At 58.6% G+C, this 25,855-nt stretch carries 21 protein-coding genes; 9 read left to right on the forward strand and 12 right to left on the reverse strand.

The window, feature by feature from the left end; translation table 11 throughout:
• Positions 1-59 precede the first annotated feature (59 nt).
• Entirely contained in the window at positions 60-842 is a 783-nt protein-coding gene (locus tag NKJ76_RS17230; protein ID WP_352537951.1) for a DUF1499 domain-containing protein, read from the forward strand.
• A gap of 4 nt (positions 843-846) precedes the next feature.
• On the opposite strand, the gene NKJ76_RS17235 is transcribed toward NKJ76_RS17230, so the two are convergent.
• A complete protein-coding gene (locus NKJ76_RS17235) occupies positions 847-1,755 on the reverse strand; it encodes an MBL fold metallo-hydrolase (RefSeq protein ID WP_352537952.1) in 909 nt (302 codons plus the stop codon).
• Positions 1,756-1,872: 117 nt separating this feature from the next.
• Here NKJ76_RS17235 and NKJ76_RS17240 point away from each other — a divergent pair, with 117 nt between their 5' ends.
• Both NKJ76_RS17240 and NKJ76_RS17245 read left to right on the forward strand, forming a co-directional pair.
• Complete coding sequence (locus NKJ76_RS17240) at positions 1,873-2,466, forward strand: biotin transporter BioY (protein ID WP_023705510.1); 594 nt, start codon at positions 1,873-1,875, stop codon at positions 2,464-2,466.
• Positions 2,467-2,555: 89 nt separating this feature from the next.
• Complete coding sequence (locus NKJ76_RS17245; protein WP_352537953.1) at positions 2,556-2,807, forward strand: hypothetical protein; 252 nt, start codon at positions 2,556-2,558, stop codon at positions 2,805-2,807.
• A 135-nt stretch (positions 2,808-2,942) separates the two neighbouring features.
• Here the strand turns inward: NKJ76_RS17245 and NKJ76_RS17250 are convergent, their stop codons facing one another.
• Entirely contained in the window at positions 2,943-4,091 is a 1,149-nt protein-coding gene (locus NKJ76_RS17250; protein WP_023705507.1) for an acyltransferase family protein, read from the reverse strand.
• Positions 4,092-4,679: 588 nt separating this feature from the next.
• Here NKJ76_RS17250 and rfbA point away from each other — a divergent pair.
• The 5 genes from rfbA to NKJ76_RS17275 are packed head-to-tail and all read left to right on the forward strand — an operon-like array spanning position 4,680 to position 13,424.
• A complete protein-coding gene (gene rfbA / locus NKJ76_RS17255) occupies positions 4,680-5,561 on the forward strand; it encodes a glucose-1-phosphate thymidylyltransferase RfbA (protein WP_023705506.1) in 882 nt (293 codons plus the stop codon).
• 1 nt (position 5,562) lies between these two features.
• A complete protein-coding gene (rfbC, locus tag NKJ76_RS17260) occupies positions 5,563-6,114 on the forward strand; it encodes a dTDP-4-dehydrorhamnose 3,5-epimerase (RefSeq protein WP_023705505.1) in 552 nt (183 codons plus the stop codon).
• A gap of 25 nt (positions 6,115-6,139) precedes the next feature.
• Complete coding sequence (rfbB, locus tag NKJ76_RS17265) at positions 6,140-7,216, forward strand: dTDP-glucose 4,6-dehydratase (RefSeq protein ID WP_023705504.1); 1,077 nt, start codon at positions 6,140-6,142, stop codon at positions 7,214-7,216.
• Positions 7,213-8,190, forward strand: a complete 978-nt coding sequence (gene rfbD, locus NKJ76_RS17270) for a dTDP-4-dehydrorhamnose reductase (protein WP_023705503.1) — start codon at positions 7,213-7,215, stop codon at positions 8,188-8,190. The genes rfbB and rfbD overlap by 4 nt, the downstream gene beginning before the upstream one ends.
• A complete protein-coding gene (locus NKJ76_RS17275) occupies positions 8,187-13,424 on the forward strand; it encodes a glycoside hydrolase family 99-like domain-containing protein (RefSeq protein ID WP_352537954.1) in 5,238 nt (1,745 codons plus the stop codon). The genes rfbD and NKJ76_RS17275 overlap by 4 nt, the downstream gene beginning before the upstream one ends.
• An 86-nt stretch (positions 13,425-13,510) precedes the next feature.
• Here the strand turns inward: NKJ76_RS17275 and NKJ76_RS17280 are convergent, their stop codons facing one another.
• The 10 genes from NKJ76_RS17280 to NKJ76_RS17325 all read right to left on the reverse strand — a co-directional run bounded on the left by NKJ76_RS17280 (position 13,511) and on the right by NKJ76_RS17325 (position 24,933).
• A complete protein-coding gene (locus NKJ76_RS17280) occupies positions 13,511-14,245 on the reverse strand; it encodes a class I SAM-dependent methyltransferase (protein WP_352537955.1) in 735 nt (244 codons plus the stop codon).
• 262 nt (positions 14,246-14,507) lie between these two features.
• A complete protein-coding gene (locus tag NKJ76_RS17285) occupies positions 14,508-15,296 on the reverse strand; it encodes a sulfotransferase (protein WP_156932393.1) in 789 nt (262 codons plus the stop codon).
• Between the two features lie 68 nt (positions 15,297-15,364).
• Positions 15,365-16,222: a class I SAM-dependent methyltransferase gene (locus tag NKJ76_RS17290; RefSeq protein ID WP_352537956.1), complete on the reverse strand. Its 858-nt coding sequence runs from the start codon at positions 16,220-16,222 to the stop codon at positions 15,365-15,367.
• A 249-nt stretch (positions 16,223-16,471) separates the two neighbouring features.
• On the reverse strand, positions 16,472-18,001 hold the full coding sequence (locus NKJ76_RS17295) for a glucosyltransferase domain-containing protein (protein ID WP_352537957.1): 1,530 nt from the start codon (positions 17,999-18,001) through the stop codon (positions 16,472-16,474).
• 345 nt (positions 18,002-18,346) lie between these two features.
• Positions 18,347-19,297 (reverse strand): WxcM-like domain-containing protein, encoded by a 951-nt coding sequence (locus NKJ76_RS17300; protein WP_352537958.1) that lies wholly within the window; start codon positions 19,295-19,297, stop codon positions 18,347-18,349.
• On the reverse strand, positions 19,294-20,232 hold the full coding sequence (locus NKJ76_RS17305) for a glycosyltransferase family 2 protein (protein ID WP_198020342.1): 939 nt from the start codon (positions 20,230-20,232) through the stop codon (positions 19,294-19,296). The genes NKJ76_RS17300 and NKJ76_RS17305 overlap by 4 nt, the downstream gene beginning before the upstream one ends.
• Positions 20,229-21,335 carry a DegT/DnrJ/EryC1/StrS family aminotransferase gene (locus NKJ76_RS17310; protein ID WP_023705492.1) on the reverse strand — a complete coding sequence of 369 codons (1,107 nt, stop codon included), beginning with the start codon at positions 21,333-21,335 and terminating at the stop codon, positions 20,229-20,231. The genes NKJ76_RS17305 and NKJ76_RS17310 overlap by 4 nt, the downstream gene beginning before the upstream one ends.
• A 296-nt stretch (positions 21,336-21,631) precedes the next feature.
• Positions 21,632-22,372 carry an ABC transporter ATP-binding protein gene (locus NKJ76_RS17315; protein WP_352537959.1) on the reverse strand — a complete coding sequence of 247 codons (741 nt, stop codon included), beginning with the start codon at positions 22,370-22,372 and terminating at the stop codon, positions 21,632-21,634.
• Positions 22,373-22,379: 7 nt separating this feature from the next.
• Positions 22,380-23,171, reverse strand: a complete 792-nt coding sequence (locus NKJ76_RS17320) for an ABC transporter permease (protein ID WP_023705490.1) — start codon at positions 23,169-23,171, stop codon at positions 22,380-22,382.
• 838 nt (positions 23,172-24,009) lie between these two features.
• Positions 24,010-24,933, reverse strand: coding sequence for a class I SAM-dependent methyltransferase (locus NKJ76_RS17325; RefSeq protein WP_023705488.1), 924 nt, complete (start codon positions 24,931-24,933; stop codon positions 24,010-24,012).
• A 150-nt stretch (positions 24,934-25,083) separates the two neighbouring features.
• On the opposite strand from NKJ76_RS17325, the gene NKJ76_RS17330 reads away from it, so the two are divergent.
• Positions 25,084-25,842, forward strand: coding sequence for a TylF/MycF/NovP-related O-methyltransferase (locus tag NKJ76_RS17330; protein ID WP_023708419.1), 759 nt, complete (start codon positions 25,084-25,086; stop codon positions 25,840-25,842).
• Positions 25,843-25,855 lie beyond the last annotated feature (13 nt).

Consider the following 25,855-nt stretch of genomic DNA (forward strand, 5'->3'; position numbering starts at 1 on the left):
TTCAATTTGAGCATCCTTTGCTCTAAGCGTCTGTGCGGGTTGGGGCGGTGCTGAAGACAATGGAAATTGACGAGCGGCAGACATCGAAGGCGGCCGGCTGGTCGCGGCGCACGGGCGCTTTTGCCCTGGTCCTGCTGCTGACCGTGCTGGCCGGCCATCATTTCGAACTGGTCGAAACGCCGGCCTTCCTGTGGGTGCTGGCGATCGTCGCCTTGCTTGCCGCGTTCGCTTTGCTGTTTGCCGGCCTCGCTTTGTCCCGGCTGTGGCATTTCGGTGACCGTGGCGGCCGCGACCTCTCGATCGGCGCCCTGCTGGCGCTGCTGGTGCTGACGCCCTACGGCTTTGCCACCTATTTGGCGGCGACCACGCCGCCCCTGAGGGACATCACGACGGACCTCGACAATCCGCCAGTGCTCGACACCAGCGACCGCACCAAGGACATGAACGTGCTCGCGCTGCCAACGCCGGGCGAAGCGCGCCTGCAGGCCGACGCCTATCCGCTGGTCACCGGGCATAGCTACAATCTGCCTTTCGAAACCGTCGTCGACGCCGTTGAAACCGTGCTCGACCGCCGCGATTGGCAACTTACTGCGCCATATCCGGTGACGGACGGTCAGGACGAGGTGACGATATCGGCCGTTGCCCGGAGCTTCGTGGTCGGCCTGCCCGCCGACGTCGCCATCCGGGTCAGCAATGACGGCGACACGATCGTCGTCGACATGCGCTCGGCCTCCCGCTACGGCCGCTACGACCTCGGCGACAATGCGGCGCGCATCGTCGGGTTCCTCGCCGAACTCGACCAGGAGGTTGCAGGGCAGGTGGGTGCCGCGCCGGCTGAATAGTTCTCTACCCCACCGGCACAAAAACGCCGTCGATGGCCGGGTCACCCTGGGTAGCAACCAGGCCGCGCGCCACCAGGTCCTCGAGATGGGCAAGCACCGACAGGCCGGCGGCGCCATGCAGGCGCGGGTCGGTGTCCCGGTAGATAGCCTTGACCATGTCCGGGATCGTCCGGTCGCTGTCGCGGATCCGCTCGAGGATCGCCCGTTCGCGCATCTTGCGATGGGTCTTGAGGCCGCGCATGAAGCTGCGCGGCGCGGTCACCGGGCCGCCATGGCCGGGCAGCAGCAGGCGATCGCCGCGCGCGATCAGCCTGTCGAGCGAGGCCATGTAGTCGGCCATCGCTCCGTCCGGCGGCGCCACGATCGATGTCGCCCACGCCATCACATGGTCGGCTGAAAACAGGATGCCAGTGCCTTCGAGCGCAAATGCCGCGTGATTGGCGGTGTGGCCCGGCGTCAGCACCGTCCGGATCGTCCAGTCATCGCCCTCGACCAGCGCATTGTCGGGCAACGCGATCTCCGGGACGAAAACCGTGTCGGCGCTGGCGTCGAGCGGGTTGATCTCGCCGATCCGCAGCGGCCTTGCCGGGCGGTGCGGGCCTTCGGCCAGTACAATAGCGCCGGTGTGCGCTTTCAGCCGGGCGGCCAGCGGAGAATGGTCGCGATGCGTGTGGCTGACGAAGACATGGCTGACCGGCCGGTTTGCGATCACCTTGAGCAGCGTCTGGAAATGCGCCTCGTCATCGGGGCCGGGATCGATCACCGCCAGCGTATCGCGCCCGACGATGTAGCTGTTGGTGCCGTGAAAGGTGAACGGGCTGGGGTTTTTGGCGGTGACGCGCAAGACGTCCGGCGCAACGGTGACGCCCTCGCCATAGGCCGGATCGAAGCTGGTGTCGAATTTGAGCGCCATGGCGGTGTCGTTGAATCTCTGTTCAGGAAGACGGCAAAACTGATTGCCGCATAACACGGAAGCCAATATAGAAAAACGCAAGGCCGCGATCTGCGGCAATCCGGATTGGGGAAGACCATGGCACTTGCAACGACGATGCGCCCGCTTGTTTCTCTCGCTTTGCCCCAGGAGGGCGCGCAGCGCCTGGCAACCCAGCTTTTGCTGGCGATCGCCGGAACGCTGCTTTTGACCCTGTCGGCCAAGACGAAAGTCGTGCTCGGGCCGGTCGACATCTCGATGCAGACGCTGGCCGTCCTGCTGATCGCCACCGCATTTGGCCTGCGGCTTGGCGTCGCTACCCTGCTTCTCTACATGGCCGAAGGCGCCATGGGCTTCCCGGTCTTCCAGAGCACGCCTGAAAAGGGCATCGGCATCGCCTACATGATCGGCGGCACCGGCGGTTATCTCGCCGGCTTCGTCGTCATGGCAGCCATTGTCGGCTGGGCCGCCGACCGCGGCTGGGACCGCCACCCGATCAAGCTGTTCAACGCCATGCTGGTCGCCGAAATCGTCATGATGGCCATGGGCTTTGCCTGGCTGGCCACCCTCATCGGCGTGGAAAAGGCGTGGCAGTTCGGCGTTTTGCCGTTCGTCCTCGGGGATTTGATCAAGGTTGCGCTCGCCGCCAGCCTGGTGCCGGCGGTATGGTCGCTGCTGCCCAAGCAGCCCTGAAACGGAGGCTTTTTCCACCGAATTTTACGTGAATAAAAGAGTGTAAAACCGGGGGTACGACTTTTTGCGGCAACAGCGTCCGGTCGCCTATGCAAGATCAAGATTTCACTGAAATCAGACTTTATGGCGAGGTCATCATCAGCCGCGAGAGAGATATCGCGCCAGAGTTTTCCGACTACGACATCGACGCCCCCTTGCGACTGGATACTGCTGCCAACCTCGCTTTTCCGGATGGAACGATGGGCGTCAAAGGGTTCCGAAAGGAGCGCGATCGGGGTCGCCTTACCACAGAAATGATCGCCAACAAGGAATATACGCCTTGGCCGCGATCGAGCGCATGAGAGAGGTATGTCGCGTCCAAGCAAGGGAACCCGTCTCGCATGGCCGGAATTGCGGCGCAGATGGTCAGCGACTTCACCGGCGCAGAGACGATCGATCCAGATTTGCTGGATTGGATCGTGCGGAACTAGGCGCACTCAGCGCCACGGGAACAGCGTTTCGGTTCGGTTCCTGAGCGAAAGGGGGATACGCAGACCATCGCCATCGGCAATTTGAAGATGATTGAGCTGAAGACGCGATGGCGACCATTGCAGCAGCCAGCGCCTAAACCAGGCGTTGGCCCAGACTTCGAAGCCATAGTGGATAGCCAGCCCCCAGGCGGTCGCAAACGAGAGCATCAACAAAAGCCCAAGGTGGGGCTCTATCACCTCGTACCAACGCCAGTACCAAATCGGCCATTTGAAAAAGCTCCCCTGCACGACAAGATGCGCAAGGTAGATCGCGTAGCTAGCTGCACCCAGCATCTGAAATGGTCGCCCTCGCATGAAGACCCGACCTTCGACCTCTGCGGCGGCAAGCCCAAACACGAGGAAGAAGGCCCCGGCTCCCCACATGGAAAAAATGACGTTTCGCGACTCACCGACGAAGGCTGTCGTCGAAAGGATTAGTATCGCCAGGGCAAAAACGAGATACGCCAGCCATAGCCGCGTCACGGCGCAGTTCTGGATGGTCGATGCGATGATTAAGCCGCCACAGAACTCCAAGATAACCGGAGATCCGGAAAAGCCAAGGACCGCCGCATCGGTCGATAAGTTCACGTAAACCATCAGCACGAAGACAGAGATCAGAATGGCCGCGCCCCTTACCCTGGTGCCAACTATGCCGGAAACCACCACGACCGCGAATGCTATGTAAAAGAACATTTCGTATTCAAGAGTCCAGCCGACCCCCAGCGCAGGTAGCTGGCCTGTGATAGGCCTCTCGAGGAACAGTAGTGAGCGGCCCAATTGCGGCCATGTCCACACTTGGGAGGCCCAACAAACATAGGCGAGGGTCATCACCCAATAGAGCGGGAGGATTCGGGATACCCGTTTGGCCATGAAATCATAGACACCGGCAGCGCCAATCTCGAACCGCTGTAAGCCTATGACAAAGCCGGAAACCACAAAGAATATGGGCACGCCAACGGCGCCAAAGACTCCCACATTTCCGTAGGAGAAAAGCCAGGGGAGATCGCCGCCGACCAGTTTGTGGATTGAACCATAGACGCCGTAGTAGTGATGCACGACGACGAGCAGTGCCGCGATCCCGCGCAGCCCTTGAATAGATAGAAATACTTTCGGCACAACTCCTCCCGAGAGCTTCCGTCTTTTCAGAAGTTTTTCGCATCCTTTGTGGGCAACAGCAATCGAGAGACAACTCCTATGCACTGTTTCGTGCAAGCGCGTCCGCCAGCACGCGCGGCGCGCTTCACTCGCAACTCGCGCTGTTTAGAGGTCCGGTCATCTTTAAACCCCACGTCGGACATTCACGCACGAACATCGTCAGCAGAAACGAGACAGACCAATCCCTTCGACCATTCATGGCAAGGCAAGCGCCCTCGTCAGTTCGACAACACTTGAGCAGAACAGTGCTGTGCTCGCCGCGACCTTCTCTACCGCGCGCTGTGACAGTCGCCAACAAGATGACTACGAGTTCTGGTTCCGGGTTTTCGAGGGTCACGTACTGCGACCGGAATGTGATTGAACGGAAGGCACCTAGCCCGCTATCTTTTGATGAGGGCGTAGCAAATCTGTTTCGCGATTGACCGATTCGGACGAACGGGGATGATCCTAGACGCTGCCCGAGCCGGAAGATTGACAAGCCATTGCTTGAAACCTAAGCACGGGCAACTTGTTGTCAGGGCGGGGGCCTCGGTTTTCAAGGAGAGCTTGTTGAAAGGAATTATCCTTGCAGGAGGCAGCGGCACCCGTCTCTATCCGCTAACATTAGCGGTCTCTAAGCAAATCCTGCCGATATACGACAAGCCTATGATCTATTATCCGCTGAGTGTGCTGATGCTCGCGGGTATCAGACAGATTTTGATCATCTCAACTCCACGTGACTTACCCACTTTCCGGGAATTGCTTGGCGACGGCTCGGAGTTCGGCCTTGAGCTCTCATATGCCGAACAGCCGCGGCCCAACGGGCTTGCCGAGGCCTTCATCATCGGCCGCGACTTCATCGGCAAGGACAATGTGTCGATGATCCTCGGCGACAACATCTATTTCGGCGAGGGCCTGTTGCAGCTCTGCCGCGCTGCCGCGCAGCGCGAAAGCGGCGCGTCGGTGTTCGCCTACCATGTCGAGGATCCGCAGCGCTATGGCGTGGTGTCGTTCGACAAGCTCACCGGCACCGCTTTGACGATCGAGGAAAAGCCGGAGAAGCCGAAGTCCAACTGGGCGGTCACCGGGCTCTATTTCTACGACAACGATGTCGTCGACATCGCTTCGACGATCAAGCCCTCGGCGCGCGGCGAGCTCGAGATCACGGCGGTCAACAACGTCTATCTCGAGCGCGGGAAATTGCACGTGCATCAGCTTGGCCGCGGCTATGCCTGGCTCGACACCGGCACGCATGACAGCCTGCATGAGGCCTCGTCCTTCGTGCGCACCATCGAGCACCGCCAGGGCATCAAGGTTGCCTGTCCTGAAGAAATCGCTTTCGAGCAGGGCTGGCTGACCGCCGACAAGGTGCTTGAGCGCGCCACGCGCCTGGGCAAGAACGAATACGCCGCCTATCTGCGCCGGCGTGTCACCGAGCTGACGGAGAACTAGAGTGGACTTCAGGCAGCTTGGTCTTGATGGCGTGCTCGAGATCGTGCCGAAGCGGCACGGCGATGCGCGCGGCTATTTCATCGAGACCTGGAATGCCGAGCGCTTTTTTGAAGCCGGCATCGACCTGCGTTTCGTCCAGGACAATCACTCCTATTCGGCGGCGGCAGGTGTCGTGCGGGGGCTTCACTATCAACTGCCTCCACGCGCGCAGGACAAGTTGCTGCGTGTGATCCGAGGCAAGATTCTCGACGTGGCGGTCGACATCCGCCGCAGCTCGAAAACCTTCGGAAAATGGGTCGCGCTCGAAATATCGGCCGAGAGAGGCAACCAGATCCTGGTGCCGAAGGGTTTCGCGCACGGTTTCGTCACGCTCGTGCCGGACACCGAGGTTCTGTATAAGGTCACCGACACCTATTCGCCGGCGCATGATCGATCGATCCGTTTCGACGATCCTGATATCGGCATCGATTGGCCGTCGCCGGCCGGCGCCTTCGAGCTCTCGGCCAAGGACCTCAAGGCGTCGGCGCTTGCTGAGGCCGAGGTGTTCGCATGACGCGCGACGATGTGAGGAGAGCGCCATGAATTTTCTGGTGACAGGCGGTGCCGGCTTCATCGGCTCGGCCGTGTGCCGGCATTTGTGCGCCAATCCGGCCTACCATGTGACCAATCTCGACAAGCTCACCTATGCCGGCAATCTGGCCTCGCTGCGCACCATCGAGAATGCGCACAACTACAAATTTGCGCAGGCCGACATCTGTGACGAGCGGGCGGTTCTCGACATCCTCCACCGCGACGAGATCGACGTCGTCATGAACCTCGCCGCCGAAAGCCATGTCGACCGCTCGATCGACGGACCGGGCGCCTTCATCGAGACCAACATCGTCGGCGCCTACCGGGTGCTGAATTCGGCGCTCGAATATTGGCGTGGCCTTGGCGACGACAGGAAAGCCCGCTTCCGCTTCCACCATGTGTCGACCGACGAGGTGTTCGGCGATCTGCCTTTCGACGGCGGCATGTTCGTCGAGGAAACGCCTTACGCGCCGTCCTCGCCCTATTCTGCCTCCAAGGCGGCGTCGGACCATCTGGTGCGGGCCTGGCACGAGACCTACGGCCTGCCAGTCGTGCTCTCCAATTGCTCGAACAATTACGGGCCCTATCACTTCCCCGAAAAGCTGATCCCGCTGGTCATCCTCAACGCGCTCGACGAAAAGCCGCTGCCGGTCTACGGCGCCGGCGCCAATGTGCGCGACTGGCTGTTCGTCGAGGACCATGCGCGCGCGCTGGAGCTTGTCGCGACCAAGGGAATGCCGGGCGAAAGCTACAATGTCGGCGGCAATTCGGAGCGGACGAATTTGAGCGTCGTCGAGACGATCTGCGACCTGCTTGACATCAGGCGGCCTCGAAAAGGCGGCAAAAGCCATCGTGATCTGATCAATTTCGTCACCGACCGCCCCGGCCACGACCGCCGCTACGCGATCGACGCATCCAAAATCAGCCGTGACCTCGGCTGGACGCCTGCCGAGAGTTTCGACAGCGGCCTGGCAAGGACGGTCGACTGGTTCCTCGACAACAAATGGTGGTGGGGCCCGATCCGCGAACAGCGCTATGCCGGCGAGCGGCTGGGCCAGGTCCAAGACAGGAAGGGCGCGGCGTGAGGCTTGTCGTCACCGGACGCGAGGGCCAGGTCGCCACCAGTTTGCTGGAGGCGGGGCAAGGGCTGGCGGGCGTGGAGGTGGTCGCCGTGGGACGGCCGCAGCTCGATCTGGCGCGGCCCGACACGGTGTTCGAGGCGCTTGCGGCGGCGAGGCCCGATGTCATAGTCTCGGCCGCCGCTTACACCGTGGTGGACCAGGCCGAGGACGAGCCCGAACTGGCTTTTGCGGTGAACGCCGCGGGCGCCGGCAAGGTGGCCGAAGCGGCAGCGCGGCTTGGTGTCCCGGTCATTCATCTTTCGACCGACTATGTCTTCGACGGCACCAAGACCGGTGCTTATGATGAGGCGGACGCGACCGCGCCGCTCGGCGTCTACGGCGCGTCCAAGCTTGCGGGCGAACAGGCGGTGGCTGCAGCCAGCCCGCGCCACGTGATACTGCGCACCGGTTGGGTTTACAGCCCGTTCGGCAAGAATTTCGTCAAGACCATGCTCAGGCTGGCTAGCGACCGTGACGAGATCGCGGTGGTGGGCGACCAGTGGGGAAACCCGACTTCCGCGCTCGATATCGCCGACGCTATCCTCCGTGCAGCAGCGATCCTGCGTGGCCACACAGGCTTTGCGTCCTTCGGCATCTACCATCTGGCGGGAACCGGCGAGACTAACTGGAGTGGCTTTGCCCGCCACATCCTGGACACAAGCCGGGCGTTGGGTGGCCCGCGTGCGCAGGTGCGCGACATCGCGACCAGCGACTATCCTACCAAGGCGGGGCGCCCCGCCAATTCGCGGCTTTCGAGCGCGAAATTCGCAGCCACGTTCGGATGGACGGCGCCGGAGTGGCAATTATCCACAAATGCCTTGGTCGGCCGCCTTTTGGCGGGGGAGACAACGAGCGCGATCGAGGGGCATCGCCATGGACCTGTTGCCGGACCGCCTCGAAGCGATTTGGCGCCAATCAAGGACAGCCTCCAACGATGAATGAGCCAGCAACTTCGCGGAAAGGCAGCGATCCGAAAGCGGATACGGAGCCGACGAATATCCGCGGCCGGTCACTTCGCCGACTCTACGACAAACATGACGGCAAGGTGTCTGACAAGTGGTCGATTTACTTGAGTGAGTATGATCGATTTTTTTCGAGATATCGAAACAAACCGGTTCGGATCCTCGAAATTGGAATCCAGAACGGCGGCTCGCTTGAGATATGGGGAAAGTATTTTACAAAAGCGGAAATTATTCTGGGCTGTGATATCAACCAGAACTGCGGTCTCCTGCGTTTCGACGACGGGAAAATCGACGTTGTCATAGGTGATGCTAACGCCGAAGACGTTAAGCGCAGTATTGTCGATCGATCCGAGGCTTTCGACATCATCATAGACGACGGTTCGCACAGATCTTCCGACGTCATACGGACATTCACAGGCTATTTTCCTCATCTTTCAGATGGTGGGATATTCGTTGTCGAAGATCTGCATACCAGCTACTGGCAGGACTTCGAAGGTGGCCTCTATGATCCGCTTTCCTCGATGTCGTTCTTCAAGCGATTGCTTGATTTGATCAATCACGAGCACTGGGGACTGGACCATAGTCGAACGGATGCACTCGCGGCATTCGCGAATCGGTACGGGGTCGTATTCGATGATCCTTCGCTTGCGTCGATTCATTCCGTAGAGTTCCTGAACTCTCTTTGTATCGTAACCAAACGGCCGTCCCAGGAGAACGTCCTCGGGCGCCGCTACGTAGCAGGAGAGGTCGCGGCGGTTGAACAGAGCATCCTTCGTCTTGATGGCACGGCGCTGAACGCTGCCAGCCAGGCTGGAAATCCCTGGTCGTTGCGGTCGATGACGATGGAAGAGGAGATCACGAGCAAACGGGAACTGGGCGACCATCGCGAAGCGCAAATGCAGGCGCTCCTCGAGGAGGTCGCCAAGGCGCGCAGAGAGATCGAGAGCCGCTCCGACGAGATCGCAGGCGCAAGAGCCCAGCTCGCTGAAAGGTTAGAAGAGATCAACGCCTTGCAAGCGGAACTGTCGACGGCGCATGCGGCCGCCAGCACGCTCCTTGCCGATCGCGACAATGCTCGCTTCGAGGAAGTCCGGTTGCACGGTGTTCTCGATGCAGTCTACGCCAGCACCTCATGGCGACTGACCAGGCCATTGCGCGGAATTGCGAGCCGCGTCCGCGCGATCGGCAAGGCACCTATGACCGCTCGCCGCGTCTTGGCTCGCGGCGCGTACATTTGCTGGCACAAACTGCCGCTGTCTGTCGACGTTAAACGGAAGTTGAAAAGCGCGGTGTTTTCGACCTTTCCTTCGCTGTTTGGCGTTACGAATGCCTATCGCGCCTGGCGAAGCCTGGAGGCGCCCGACGCACCGATGGGCTACGTCGGGACGGCCTTGTACCGGCCGGCCAGTTCTGGCCCGGCCGTTGCACCCGAACCCGTCTACGTGCCGCGTCTCGAAGCTCCGCCGCTGCACCAAAAGCCGGTGCGCGTCATTGCGTTCTACCTGCCGCAGTTCCACCCGACGCCCGAAAACGATGAATGGTGGGGGCAAGGCTTCACCGAATGGACCAATGTCAGGCCCGCCCAACCGCAATTTTTCGGCCACCACCAGCCGCATGAACCGGATGCCCTCGGCTACTATGATCTGCGCGACACCGCCGTGCAGTACCGCCAGATCAACCTGGCAAAGCTCTATGGCGTGGAAGGCTTCTGCTTCTATTTTTATTGGTTCGGCGGCAAGAGGCTGTTGGAAAAGCCGCTCGAAAACTGGCTCGGGGACAAGAGCCTCGACATGCCGTTCTGCCTTTGCTGGGCCAACGAAAACTGGTCGCGCCGCTGGGACGGGCTGGACCAAGAGATCCTGATCGCCCAGGATCACTCTCCCCAGGATGATCTCGCTTTCATCGCCGAGGTCGCGCCTTATCTTCGCGACCCTCGTTACATCCGGATCGACGGCAAGCCGCTTCTGCTTGTCTATCGCCCAAGCCTGCTTCCGGCGGCAGCCGAGACGGCGCAACGCTGGCGGACATGGTGCCGGGAGAACGGCATAGGCGAGATTTTCCTCGCTTACACCCAGTCCTTCGAAGCCGTGTCTCCTGACCGTTACGGGTTCGATGCCGCTGTGGAATTTCCGCCAAACAATTCGGCGCCGCCAAATGTCACGCACACCGTTGCGCCGCTGCACGACGATTTTGCCACCACTGTCTATGACTGGTCTGTTTTTCCGCAGCGCAGCGAGAACTATCCACCCCGCAAATACAAGCTCTTCCGCTCGGTTTGTCCCGGCTGGGACAACACGGCGCGCCGCAAGCGCGGCGGCACCGTGTTCATCAACAACACCCCCGCGCTCTACCGAGGGTGGCTGGGCAACGCCATCGAGGACACGCTGGCCCATGTCAAGGAGCCATCCGAGCGGCTGGTCTTCGTCAACGCCTGGAACGAATGGGCGGAAGGCGCTCATCTGGAGCCCGATACCGTAAACGGCTACGCCTACCTGCAAGCGACCCGCGACGCTCTGGAGGCGGCGAGCGGGAAATGCAAACCCCGGATCGCAATCGTTTCCCACGACGCCCATCCGCATGGCGCACAATTGCTGGCGCTCAATTTGGCCAAGGGGTTCACACAGCTTGGTTTCGCGCCGGATCTCGTCGTGCTGGGTGATGGGCCGCTGCTCGGCCGTTTCGCCGACACAGCGACAGTGCATAGGATCAATGTGCCAGAGGGAGATGCCGCCGATGTGTTGTGTCGCCTGACCGCGATCAGGAACGCAGGCGCGGAAGTGGCGGTCGTGAACACCACCGTATCCGGCATGCTCGTCCCGCTGCTGAAACAGGCGGGGTTCCGCACGGTGTGCCTCGTCCACGAGCTGCCCGGGATATTAAAGTCCTACGGCCTTGCTGATGCCGCCGAGGCGATTGCCGAGGGCGCCGATACAGTCGTTTTCCCAGCAGAGATCGTGAAAGCCGGATTTGAAGAATTTGTTGGCCGGCCGGTCAGCCAGTCAGTCGTCAGACCGCAAGGCCTCTATTTGCGCATGCCGTACCACGCAGGGGACCGTCAACGGGTCCGCGAGGCGGTCCGCGCCAAATTGCAACTATCGACAAACACCAGCATCATCTTGTGCGCGGGCTACGCCGATCATCGGAAGGGCCTCGATCTTTTCGTTGACGTTTGCCTCACTCTGATGAGGTCCAATCCGGATGTGGTTGCGGTCTGGGTCGGCCACGTCGATCGCGCCTTTCACGCCAAACAGATGCAACGCGTGAGGGAAGCAGGGCTCGAGGATCGCTTCGTCTTTGTGGGCTTGGTAGAGAACCCGCAGGAATATTATTTCGCGGCGGATATTTACGCCCTGACTTCGCGTGAAGATCCGTTCCCGTCGGTGGTACTTGAGGCGCTTGATGCCACGGTCCCGGTCGTTGCCTTCGAAGGCGCAGGCGGCTTCCAGGACTTGCTGAAGCGTGATTGCGGAAGTCTTGTGCCTGCATTCGACACTGACGCCATGGCCAAGGCCATCAACGGTCTACTCGATGATCCGGACAATGCTCGAAATCTGGCAGGCGTGGGCCGTGATATTGTCCGCCAGGAATTCAGCTTCAGCCACTACCTGCACGACTTGCTGATTTACGCAGAAAGGCCATCGCCGCGGGTGTCGGTCATCGTGCCGAACTACAATTACGCCCGATATCTGGGTGCGCGCCTGAGCTCGATCGCCGATCAGACGATGCGGCCCTATGAGTTGATCGTGCTTGACGATGCTTCGACGGACGAAAGCGTCGAGGTCATCCAGCAATTTCTGGCCGATTGCGACATTTCGTGCAGGTTGGTCGTGAATGCGCAGAATTCGGGCTCGGTCTTCCGTCAATGGATGCGTGGGGTCGAAATGGCGCGGGGCGATTACGTTTGGATCGCCGAAGCCGACGACCTCGCCGATCCCGGCTTTCTGGCCGAGCTTATGCCAGCCTTCGAGCGCGACGAAGTCGTAATGAGCTACTGCCAGTCGCGCCAGATAGACGGCGCCGGCCGCGTCTTGTCCGAACACTATCTCGACTATGTGGCCGATATTGACCGGTCTCGCTGGACGAAACCCTATGTCGTGGATGGCCGCCAGGAGATCGCCGAGGCACTTTACCTCAAGAACACCATTCCAAACGTCAGCGGCGTTCTGTTTCGAAGGGAGGCGCTGCGCGAGGCTCTCAGCCAGCACCTTGATGAAATCGCTTCCTACAGGAATGCCGGCGACTGGGTCGCGTATCTGCGATTGCTGGAGAAGGGCGATATCGCGTTCCATCCGCACGCGCTCAACGCGCATCGCCGGCATCAATCAAGCGTGACCATCGGGAGTTTCAACGCCAGCCATCTGCAAGAGATCGCGCGCGTGCAATCCGAAACGATTGCCCGCTTCCATCTGGGAGCGGCAGCGCAAGAATCAGCAAGCGCATATGCCCAACGACTCTACGAGCAATTTGGCCTCGCGACAGGCGACAAGCCACGGTTCGAGTGGCATCAGGTTTCTGGGGAAACTCGGGCCAAGGCCGAAGAAACAAACAGCGCCGATATGATCAATTCTGAATCGAAGAGAAAGCTCGGCGAGTCAGTGGCGATCGTCGGCGCCGCTTGGGTCGAAAGCCCATACTATGACGATGCCGAGCCCTGGACCCATCTGTTTTGGGACGAGGACAAGAACTTTCGGCGTCTCTTCAACAAACTGGACCTGACGTCAGTTCTCGAATTGTCGTGCGGACATGGTCGGCACGCCGAACGAGTTGCTCAGATGACGGATCGCCTGACGCTGATGGACATTCACGAGGCCAACCTGGATTTCTGCCGAGACAGGCTGCGGGCGTATCCGTTTGTCCGATATCTCAAGGGGGACGGGGCCACCTTTGAGCCGGTGGAACAAGGAAGTGTGACCGCTATCTATTGTTATGACTCCATGGTGCATTTCAGCCCGGATATCGTTGAGAGCTATCTCAGGGATGCAGCACGAATACTGCGGCCCGGCGGAATGGGGCTTTTTCACCACTCTAACTATCCAGCGCCAATGAACCGGCACTACGGTCGGAATCCACTGGCGCGAAACCACATGACCAGGAAACTGTTCGAGACCTACGCCAAAAGTGCGGGGCTTGTCGTTCGCGAAAGCAATATCATTCACTGGGGCGGCGTGGACGAACTGGATTGCGTTACGCTCGTGGAGCGGCCGGACTAGACACCGTGAATGTCCAAATAGAATTTTTGAAACCTCACTCAGAAGAGCTGAAATTTATCGCCGCTGACGAGGTTCGCACCTCTAGATTAGAACGTGCGTGGCTTTCTCAGTATGTATACCTCCGTCATAGGGCCAAGGACCGCAATGCTATTGGACTGCATTCTCCGCACTTCAACGTCGAATCCGGTGTGTCGCTGGATCAGCAGGGGAAAATCGTAGCCATACCGCCAAGTGACCAATGATCCGCTCGGATCTTGCGGGTTGCCATGGTATTCGGGTTCGCCCACAATCCGGATGCCATCCTTCGATCGGAAGGCTACTTGTTCTGAGGCCGCCCATTCCGGGTATGTCGGTGTTGTGAAAATGCACACGCCACCGAAATCCAGAGTTCGGAAAATCTCCCTGAGGGCGGCAAATGGGTGGAATAGGTGCTCCATTACATCAAGATGGATGACTAGGTCGAAAGTTCGGTCAGGAAAGGTTTGAGCCTCCAGGTCCTCATTCCTGATGTGCTCAACCATCAAACCGAAAGGTTTGCTCGGATAATAGCCTGAAAACACCTTTTGCTTTGAATTGTACCAAAGCCATAGCGAAAGGCCGCGCCCTCCCGGCGCCGATTCGTGCACGCGCAGCGTCTTGAAAGCTTCTCTTGGGAAGAGCGAGAATACGACATCAGCTGCGGCCCGCTCGCGCGTCACGCAATCGTTCAGCGGGCAATTGACGGCGACAAGGGAGTCTCGGCAGCTGTAATAGTCGTCTGGGGATGTGAACGTCTTCCGCTCGGTGCAGATCGGGCAAGTCGCCTGAAACTCTATCGCCATTGATGTCCTCCGCTCAGCCTCAAACTTAGCCGAACTCTGTAGCCGTCACAAACCTACAGCCGCATTTCCTTCACGTGCGTCGGTCGGAAAGGCAAATCCATGCATCGAATTTCGCGCCGGAGCCATAGTGGACCAAGTTTGGAACTGATATGGCCAAACGCGGTCGGTTTACCCACGTATCGACTAGTCTAATCAATGGGGTAACGCAGCGGGTGCGGTGCAGTCGAGGCCTTGACCGCCGAGGCCGTTGAGAAGGCGTCCCCTAGCTCGAGTGCTTTGTGTCAAAAACGTTCTGCAGGGTGACGCGGTCAAAGTTAACGCCAAGGAAGTCAAATAGTGGCCTAAGGCGATCAGGGTCATAGCGGTAGTCATCATAATGGACGTGAAAAATGTCTCGCGTCGACGATTCTGCTATGTCGCGAAGCAACTGATCGGCTTTAGTCAAATCCTCCTTTGAAACATCATGACCTGCCTTTTTGTTGCTGGCGATAGTGGCCTCCAGACCCCGCGTGTTGATAAGAAAGGCACAGCGAGGAAAGAAGCGCCGCATGAATTCCAGCTCGAACGCCAGTTCACCAGCAGTCAAGTGATAGCGAATTTCCTTGAAGCCTGTGACGCGAATATCTGGCGGCGGCTTCAAGATATTCCGAATGAAACTGGCGGCAAGATCGTGCCCGAATCGATCAAGATCCATGCCGGCGGCGCCAAACCATGGACTGGTGGGCTTTTCGCTATCGGCTGAGAACAGGTCCTGCGCAATCTTCACCGCCTCCCAGGACTTGATAAGACCGTGAAGAGCGCCCGCATTTTCACCTCTGATAAGCACACCCGGGATGGTGTTCACTATCCCCTGAAGCAGAGTTGAGCCTGATCGCCCATAGGTCACGATAAAGAGAAAATCAAAATTCATTAGCACCTCATAAGGAGCCATTAGCGCCGGCACCGGAACCGAGTACCGCTCGCCATTGCCGAAATCGTCCCCACACGGCGAATGGCAGCCGATCAAATCATAGTAGAAGCGATTACCGGAGAATCTCGGTCCGGCAGACAATTAATCCACTATCTCTCTCTCGTGCAGGTGGTTGATAAACCGCGATTTATCGTCACCTTAGCCCGCCGCTAACCGGAAGGCTGCATCAGCACCGACACTTGGAATGGATCGAGTATGGATCGGTCATGTCCTACAAGTGTCCAGCCATTCCCCCTCAAAAAATCGATTTCGCAAGAGATGTCACCATACGTTTCGCCTTCGACACCACCATGAGGAAGATAGGCAAATCCGTTAAGGCGGTGATTCGACTCCATCTCCGCAGCGACGGAGGTCTTTCGAATCCCATCGATGAACGGCCAGAATTCGATGGGCCGAATGGTGGCGACGAGCAGTCCGCCGGGCTTGATGTGGTTTCGAAGCGCCGCAAGGCAGGTTTTGGCGGTTGCCGGCGCGAGATGAGTGAAGACCGAGAAGGCGAAAATCAAATCGAATCGTTGATCATTGACGGGTAGACCAGAAGGCATCCGCTCCGATTGAGCGAACTTGCCATGCATCCTCGCCTCTCGACATAGGTCCAGAGATTTATCCCACGCGTCAACACCCCATATATGCGACGGGTCGCTATAGTAGTACATCATGCGCAAGATACGCCCGTAGCCACATCCGAAATCGAGGATGTCAGACCCTGCCAGCGGCTTTTTCACATGCCGAGTGTAGTTGTTTTCAAGTTGACGGGCAAAAGATGCTGTCTGCCGATACAGGTCGAGACCAGATGCTCCGGTCCAAGTCTTCTGCACGTCGTCGCTGGCCATTGCTGGCAGGAGACGCGACAAACCAGGATAGTGCTTGTTCGGCAAGGAAATCATAAAGAGGCCGAAGTCGTCCAGGCTCATTCGGCGTAGAAAAACGAGTGCCTCTTCAACCGTGCATCCGTTGGCCGCCGAGCTTTCCGCCGCATTCAAGTGTGGGACGGCAGTGGAAAACATGCGGCCTCGCGCTGTTCGTGAGGTCTCTCCGTTTGCGTGACCGTGTAGCACGCGTCGAATTGCAGTCAGCCAATCAACGACCAAAGGAATCACCGCTGAAAACTGAATCGAAGGGTCCCCGATCCACCGTTTCAAGAGCTGGCGACGTACGGGTCAAACCTGGACTAGTCGGGCGCATGTCAAGTCCGCAGCGACAAGTGCCAAACCACACTACAGGACTTTCGCGAGCAGGACCAATTGCGGCGCCCTTCAACGCTTGGCCATCCTTGTGAGGGCTTGCTGATGTGCGTAGCTAGGCGTCTGGCCGAGCCTTATCAGTGCGATGTCGTCCTTGATTTCTACACTGCCGGGAGCGGGCCACACCGGCATGGTTGAAAGACGGACGATTGTTTGGTCGACTTGATCCAGGGTCGGGCCTGTCAAATTAGAATAGCCCAGAAGTTCCATATAGGAAGCGATACGCCAAGGATTGCCACCGTCCCATTCGAAGAAGGAATAACCGACTGTCGAGCCTGGCGGCCTGGGATAGGTTGTCACAAATGGCTGGGCACCGAACACGCTTAAGGCGTAGCTGCGTTTTGCGTCGAAACCGGGCGTGGCCGACAACCTCTCGTAGAGGGCTCCCGCCAGAAGAGTATCGTGCTTGTCGACCAGATAGCTGGACGCCAGACGATAGTTCTGGATGACCTGGATCTGGAAGAGCGCCACCGCCAGAAAAATAGCCGAGGCGACACGAATCCTGTAATTCCCGCTCGTAACCGCCACATAAGAAAACAGCCACACCGCGATCGGAACCCCAACGAGACTTCTGACAGGCATGCTGCCCGCCGCGAGCAAATGAAGACCGAAGGGAACAAGCAACGAAACGAAGGCGGGTGCCGTCAACATCAGTCTTGTGCGGGGCGATTCCTCGAAAAGTACCCAGCCGCCCAGGATCAGCAAGAGAGGAATTGCCCACAACGCAACGCCATAGGTGCCCCGGTCCAGAGCGTAAGCCCCGCTCATCGCCTCCAATACGCGTCCAATGACCACAATCGGATGTTCAAACAGAAAACCCGGCTGGGAAAGCGAATCGAAATAGGCGTTACTGCCGGAGACGAACAATCTAAAAACGGCGTTGCCGGTGACGTAGAACAATATGGCGCCGGTCAGCAGAACACCGATCCGAAACAGGACTTTAGGCAGCGATTTTCCCGTGCCAGCCCTTGTCTGTAGAATTGAAATCGCGATGCCCAATACCAGAATTGCCGGCGCGAAACTCTGATAGATCGAGATCGCGAAGCCGCCTGCGGCTACTGCACCCAGGAAGGATGGGCTGAGTACAGAAACGTCACTCCTGACGATCAGCCAAAGCGCGAGCGCGGTGGCGAACAGACCAATCCCGACAGCGGCGATGTTCGAATAAAACTCGACGATGAAGAACCAGGTCGGGAAACCGCAGAAGATTGCAAAACATGCATACTCCGCGATGGAAAGCTCGCGCTTGTCGATGGCGTCCATGACGAGGAGATAGGCGGCTACGCAACCGGCACCAAAGACGGCCGGTGTCAGCAGCGGCATCACTGGGTGGGGGATGAGAAATCTCTCGATCAGATACGCGCCCCATCGCCCCTGAATGATCCAGATTGACGCATCAGTTCTGAACGCGGCGAGTTCTTCGTCGACGGAGAGCGAAAAGGAAGCCAGCTCAGAGAAATACATCGCGACAAAAATCGCGAAGAGATTGATTGCCTGCCGGATTGTGTTTGGGCGCGTCAGCATGATCTGCGGAGTATCCATCGAGAAATCAAGAAGTTGAGGATGGTCGTCGTGGCGAGGGTTACGAAGAATGCTACCGCCGTGTTTTGCAAGATTCTTTCGAGGACCTGAAGACTAACCAATCCGACTACGAACACGATTGCGATCGAGGCGCCGATTGCCAGTCTGTCAGCGAAGCCCGTACGGCCTCCGGGAAAGACACGATCTGGATAGAATACCATCGCAAAAACGAGGCCTGCCAGCCAGGCAAGCCCGTAGGAGAAACTTGAAGGGAACACTGTTAGGCCGGCGAAATATATGAGCGTGGTCAGCGCGGTGTTTAGGCCGCCGGCGACAAGAAAGCGGATAGCGTCTGCGCCCACACGATCAGCGGCCATCCTGCCCGACCGCATTGAGGAAATCTGAATAGTCCCGGATGTAATCGTCTGCATCATATTGGTGCGAGGCCATCACCAGCAGGGCCGTTTCTGGCTGAAATTTGTACTGAATCCCCCAAATTCCTGGCGGCAAATAGAGGCCGATCGAAGGTTCGGTCAATGACACCTCTTTCCTGTCACGTCCGTCATCCACGACGACCGAAAGGCGACCATGGGTTGCAATAAGGAACTGATGGCACTCGCGATGCGCATGCTCGCCTCTGACCTTGTCTGACGGCACGCCGTAGACCAGGAATGAGCGGACCGGCTTGAAGGGCAGATTCAAACCGAACTCTAGTGGAGCGAGCTCGCCGCGCAGGTCGCCAAAATGCGGTAGCCGCCAGAGTTCGCACCCGCCAATGCCAAGCGGCATTTTCTCGCCAGCTGTGCCGGGAAAGGTTTGGGTCACGATCGGCTCCACTCGCGGGCCGGTCTGGTAGCCGATGATCGTGGCGGGATTCCCGACGACAACGGCATTGGCAGGGACGTTCTTGGTCACCACGGCGCCGGCGCCGACCATCGCCTGACGACCGATGGTTATGCCTGGGAGAATCGTCGCGTTGGCGCCGATTGATGCGCCATCCTCGACGGTCGTCAGCAGAAACGTTTCGGGATATTCCTTCGAACGAGGGAATCGATCATTGGTGAAAGTCGCATTCGGGCCGACGAATATGCGATTGCCCAGGCGAAGGCCGTCCCACAATTGAACACCGCACTTTATGGTCACCTCATCGCCGATGATCACGTCGTTCTCGATGAAAACATGATCGCAAATGTTGCAATTCGAGCCGATCACGGCGCCGGGAAGGACGTGGGCGAACGCCCAGATCCGTGTTCCACCGCCGACATGCGAACTTTCGCAAATGCCGCGCTCATGCACGAAAAATGGCTTGTCGGTCATTTGGCTGTTCCGTCAACGACGCGGCTGATGATTCTGAGAGGGCGTGACTTGGTGTTTTCAACTGCCCGCCAGAGATAGCAGCCAAGAATGCCCTGAACCAGGAGACTGGCCGAACCGAAGCCCGTGATCAGCAACACCAGCGTCGTGTAACCGGCGGGATCGATATTGCCAAGCAAGCGGGCAATCACGGTAACGGTGGCAAATATCAGGCTCAAGACGCAGCCCGCGAAGCCCACCCAGAGTGTGAGCATGATCGGAAAGTCAGAGAACGAAAAGACGCTGTCCATCATGTATCGGAACCGCCGTGCCATGCCCCAGGAGCTTGTTCCGTGCTCTCGTTCGCGCCGGCGATAGGGCACGAATTGCCGCCTGAAGCCCACCCAGAACAGCTGCACGACAAGCGAGCTGTTCGGCTCTTCGATCGACAGGATCGCTTCCAGCACCGGGCGATTGCAAGCGAAGATATCCACCCCGCCGCTCGGCATGCTGGGCAGGACCAGCCTGCGGTAGGCGGCCCAGAAAGCCCTCGAGAGAAATTTAGTCAGAGGCGGATCGCTACGTCCAGCTCGCTGCCCAAACACCACGTCCGCCTCATCCTTCTCCAGTTTCGAAAAGAATTCGAGGATCAGTTCCGGCGGCTCCTGCAGGTCGGCCGCCATGGCCGCAACGTGATTGCCCGATGCGTGTTCGAGGCCGGTGCGGATGGCGGTAAAAGAACCAAAATTCCGGCTATGGAAGATGATCTTGTAATCGTAGCCCGTGCTCTTCATTTCCTTGATCAGCAGAGGGCCGGATTCGTCAGGCGACCCGTCGACAACGAAGACGAACTCGATGTCGCCCTGATATCTGCAATGGAAATCGGCGACCGCCTGCAGAAGGGAAGGGATGTTCGCCTGATTTCGATAGATCGGGAAAACGATCGAGCGCGTTGTCACATTGCCTCCCATTCGCGGAGGGCCAGGCACACCTGCTCTATTTCGTCACTCGTCATGTCGGGATAGCAGGGGACGGAACAGAGGCGGCCGACGCTGTCCCTTGAAATGGCGAGATTTTCCATTCCTTTCATCGGCAGGTCCGCCCAGCCGACCTGGTCGCAATCCAGCACGGGATAGTGAATGTCGGTATCGACGCGGTGTTCTTTCATGTACGCTCTGAATGCATCTCGATCGTCGCAGAGCACGACGGCGAGGTGCGCGACAGCGCCGTCGCCACCCTCCAGGAATTGCAATCGATGCCCGGCGACCGATTTGTATCGGTCGAGAATGGCACGTCGCTGCCTGTTGCGGATATCCACATCGCCCAGCAAAACGTCCAGTATCGCCGCTTGAACCTCATCCATACGAGAGTTGCGGCCGTTGGGCACGCCGACATGATATTTTGAACTCCAGCCATATTGTTGCAGCTGCCGCACGTGTGCGGCGGCTGCCCCGTCGGAGGTGAGAACGGCGCCGCCGTCACCCATGGCCCCGAGATTCTTGGTTGGATAGAAGCTGAAAGTGGAGATATCGCCCAGCGAACCCGCAACGTCGCTTCCGATCCTTGCCCCGTGCGCCTGCGCGCAATCCTCCACGATTGGAATGTGCGAGAGACCAGCCTCGGCAAGTCCCGCCCTGATGGCCCGGACATCGACGACGCCGCCATAAAGGTGGGTAACGACGATTGCAGCAGTGTCTGCGTTGGCCGCTTTCAGCACCGACTGAAGGTGTACGAGCTGGCTGGTCGGTTCGATGTCGACGTAGTGCGGAATGAGGTCGTTGTGCCAGCAGGCACAGCTGGCATAGCCCCCGGCATTGGCCGGAAGGACAACTTCGCGCCCGCGCGCGCCGCCGCGCTTGAGGACCGCGGCCAATGCAAATTCGAGTGCGTCAGTACCGTTGGCCACGAGGACGCATTCCGAAACACCAATAAATCTGGAAAAATTTGCCGCAAATCGTTTGCCGACCGCGCCATCGAGCCACCATCCCGAACGCAACGTGCTCGCTACTTCACGCTCGATTTCGACTTGATAGCGCTGATACAGGCGCTTCAGGTCGTTCATCGGGACGGAGTCTTGTGTTGTCATGGTCAACTCAACTGCTCAAGCATGCTTCATTTAAGAATGTTCGCACGGCGGAACGTTTGGCAAGCTCAGTTGCCGCAGGCATGGTAAATCCAGAAGTCCGCTTGCGAGCGTGAAGGGGCGCCGAAAGAAGAGGCACAACTATTGGGATTCTGACGCCGCTGCAACCGGCTTCGCATCGGTAGCGCAGGATGCGCGCCATGTTCAACAGGGCCCACGAACAGCCCCGTCTTGGCGCAAGAAAGGCAGGCCAGCGTGATGGCCGTCGAGAGTGTCTAACGCCTGTCTGTCGTTGCAGCTCTCTTTACCGGCTCTGTCGTGAGCGATTCTATCCGCCCGCTCCTGAGCGTCAATTTCTTCGTACACACACTTTGGATAAGAGCCTCGCTGTGGCTCGCGAGGACGATGATGCCGGCCTTTTCCGCCAGTTCGTCCATGCGCCTTTTGGCCTTGTCCTGAAAAGCGGCGTCGCCGGCGCCGATCCACTCGTCCATCAACAGAATCTCGGGATCAAGCGCGGTCGCTGCCGAAAAGGCCAGTCGCGCGGCCATGCCCTGGCTGTAGGCCTTGAACGGCAAATCGATGAAGTCCCCCAATTCGCTGAAGGCAATGATGTCCTCCATTTTCTCTTCGATCTCGGCTTCCGTCCATCCGCTGATCAATCCACGCAGGACGATATTTCTGCGCCCGGTTGCCTCGCGGCGAAAGCCTATGTTGATGTTGAAAAGAGCGTCGACTTTGCCTTCTATCGCGACGCTTCCCCCGGATGGCTCGTAGATCCCGTAGAGCACCTTGAGAAGGGTGGTCTTGCCGGCTCCGTTCGGGCCAACCAAGCCTAACCGGTCGCCCGCCTTGAGTTCGAAACTGACGCCGTCGAGCGCCTGCACAAACTGCTTTCTACCCGAGCCTTCGATTCTGCCGCCAGGCCCGTCCACGCGCCGGTCCGGCGCGGAAAGCGTCAGCTTCTCGTGCAGCTTGTAAACAAGGCTAACGTTGTCCAGCTTGATAGAAACCATCGAAAACTCAGATGATGAAGACGACTTGCTTGCGATAACGACCAAGCAGTAGCAATGCAATCATCCATGTAGCCAATGACACGATGATCGTTACCGTGAAAGCATGGGTGGGAAACTCTCCAGTCATGATCGGCAAACGGACGATCTCCAGAAAATAGGTGAACGGATTCCATTCGTAGGCGTATGTTTGGACGGGGTCTTGACCGTTGTACACCCAGAAAACAGGCGTGAAGAACATGCCGACCCGTAGCAAATTACCAACAATGAACTGGCTGTCGGGAAAGAAAGCTCCAAGAAACGCGAAGACGGTGATAAGAGCAGGCGTGGCGAACAAGATCAGGAGCAATCCTGCCAGTGACCACAGCCATGGAGTGCCGATCGGGGAGCCGCTCAAGACGAGAATGAACACGCAACCCGCGATCGCATAGCCTGCTCTGATGACAGACTGCAATGCCAATCGCATCACATACACGAACAAAGGCAGCGTCGTGCCTTCGATGAAGCTCTCTTCGCGTTGAAAGAGCGCCACGCTCGTGGACATTACTTCCATCAGATAGAACCATACCAGAAGGCCTATCGCGACATACGCGGAATAACCGGCGGCATCCTTGCCGACAGGCTGGAACACGAAAACGAACGTGCCCACGAAAGCGACGTAGTTGACCAGAAGCCAAAGCGGGCCGAGCGTCGTGCGCCTGTGCTGATCGCCGATGTCCTCATGGGCAAGGGCGATCCAGACCCTGTGCAACTTCATAGCCTTGCTGATGTCGTCGACGGCGCCGTTAAATACTGCAATCATCGCTGATGGTATCGCATTTTCTGTTTCTGGGCTTCATGGCTTTCCCATGGCTGTAATGGAGCCGCCAAGGATCTCTTCACACTGATTGCGACACACATATGGCAACGCGCTGCGTCGTAGTGAAGCTGCCATCGATTCGCAAAGCGAACATTCGGGATATGCAGTACGATCTCCCGTTCATTGCCAACCAGGCGGAGTTCGCCGCCGATCCAAAGTACATCACGATGTCGGGTCCGCGGTCGCTCATCCGACGAGAGTCGCAGACTGCGGGGGCAAATCGAGGAACTGGTTGATGACACATGCTTGAGGCCCACCGTTGCAGAAAGCCAGGCGCTGGTCAGCGCGCTGCGCGTCCCTATCAGGCATTCGCAATCCGTTTGACCTGCCGGACGGCAGGGGAAAAGTGCCACTCGGTCTGTCCAATGTCGAGGCTGAGGACTGGCAGACCTGCCGGTTTCCGAGGATGACGAAGGGCCCAGGGCCTACACCGAGATCGTTCGCGAATAGGGCTAAGGGTTGTTCGCGTGCAATAATGGATGACAGGCGCGATGCTGTTCGCCTCATGCGGCCGGCGTTTCCTGGTTGCCGCTCCACAAGTGTGCAGGGCTCGACGGCATCCACACCAGCAGCGGCGGTTATACCTGACATGTCGGGCGCACGGGGGGCTGGGGGTACGGGCGGAAAGGTTGCTTGTAACCTGTGCTGACTTTTCCGGCTTGGCGCTCCATCGTACACAGTGGGATGGATCGGAGCGGTACGTGCGGCGTTTCAATAATTTCGTCCATAGACACCCCGGCAAGTTGCTTCATCGTCGGCTCCAACAGCGCTCATCGCGACTTTAACTTGCGAAGCGACGTTTGATGCGATCGACCACCGCTCGTACTGGGGCGGATGCGCGCCAGGTCGTGCTGGACGTCATGGCGGCGACACGGGCTTCCGCGTCGCGGCTCGCCTTTTGCATGCGCTCAATCTCCTTGACCAGCTGCGAATTGTCCGAGCGCAGGCCCTCCAATTCGGCATGGATTTTGGGCGAGTGCACCTTGGCTATGTGAGACCATAGCTGCCGTTGCGATAGGTCCAGGAAAGTCTTGCGGTCCAATGCGTGAGGCTGGAGCCGATCCCGGACTGCAGACGCGAGCCTGCCGAGGCCAAGTACGGCCACGGTGTCAGGAAGGAATACCGTCTCGTGCGTGATGCCGAGATGGTCGAGAAAGCGCTCCGCATTGAGAATCGCGTCCGCGATCAGGTTGGCGTCGTGGAAGGCAACGACACAGTCCTGCTCCATGAGCGGCAAAACGCCGACAAAGTCCGAAAAACAGGCCGTGTCCGTGTGCTCTCCGTCGATCAGAGCGAGCGTAGCCCTGGGATCGACCGCCTCGGGACTTACGTCGGAGACGTCGCTGTCAATCGTGGTAAGTTTGGCCATTGCGGCGGGAGGAATCCAATCCGACAGCACGGCGATCATTCGGGCCGCTGAGTTTTCAGGGTAGTGAAAAACCTGTGAACGTTCGTCAGGCTGCGCCGTGGGCCGCGCATCAACCGATATTGCTGCCTCGCAGGCCGGATCAATCAGGTGCGGGAAGAGGCTTCCGCCGATATGCGAGCCGACCTCAAGGTACACATAGTGGCCGAATACCGATCGAGCGAAGTTCTGGACACGAAGGAAACTCTTGCGGTCACTGAGGGTGCTCTCGGTCTTGACCTGGAAAACGGCAATATCCAGCGTCTCGATCATGCCCATCGCTTGTTCGGCGGTTGGCATTGGGGTGGCTCCTTGGGCAATTGGTTGCGACTTGCTTGCGCGGCACTTTGGAAAGGCCGTCGCGAATTGATGGTCGTTCCGTTGCACTTTGGCCGGATATCCGCAACAGCTTATTTCGATATGGAATCGTGATGTACTGAAAGGTCGATTGTGAACCGCCTCTATACAGATCTCCTGATCAAGATCATTGCCAATACCATCTACGGCTCCGGTTCGCAGGTGATTGATCCGACGAAAGTCGGAGAGGCGACGCCCTTCAATCGCGAGGATCGCCTCCTGGGTCGCGATTGGCCGGCGATTGCTCATTCTATGGCGGGTGTGAAACGTTTGGCGAATGTGCGTGACCTCGTCCAGCGAGCCATTGATGAGAACGTGCCTGGGGATTTCATTGAGACTGGCGTCTGGCGTGGTGGCTGCTGCATCCTCATGAGGGGAGTGCTGGCCGCCAATGAGGTCAAGGACAGGAAGGTTTACGTAGCCGACTCATTCGACGGTTTGCCACCGCCAGACGCCGAGAATTTTCCAGCTGACCGGGGAGGCAGGCTGCACGAATATCGCCAGTTGGCGATTGATCAGGCACAGGTTGAATCCAACTTTGCCGCCTACGACCTTTTGGATGACCAGGTGATCTTCGTCAAAGGCCTGTTCGGTGAGACCTTGCCCAGCCTGAGGGCCGGTCCATTCGCCCTGATCCGGCTGGACGGCGATATGTATGAGTCGACGACGGACAGCCTTGAAGCGCTTTATCCGAGGCTGTCGCCCGGCGGTTTCGCGATCATAGATGACCTTGCGGTTCCGCCATGCCGGCAGGCAGTCGAGGATTACCGCGCTCGTAACCGCATCAAAGCGGAAATCCATGAGATAGACTGGACCGGCGGTTGGTGGCAGAAGCCTATTGCCGGCAACTGACCCACGGAAGCGC

This window comes from Mesorhizobium sp. M0029 (genome assembly GCF_040323735.1).
Lineage (GTDB): Bacteria > Pseudomonadota > Alphaproteobacteria > Rhizobiales > Rhizobiaceae > Mesorhizobium.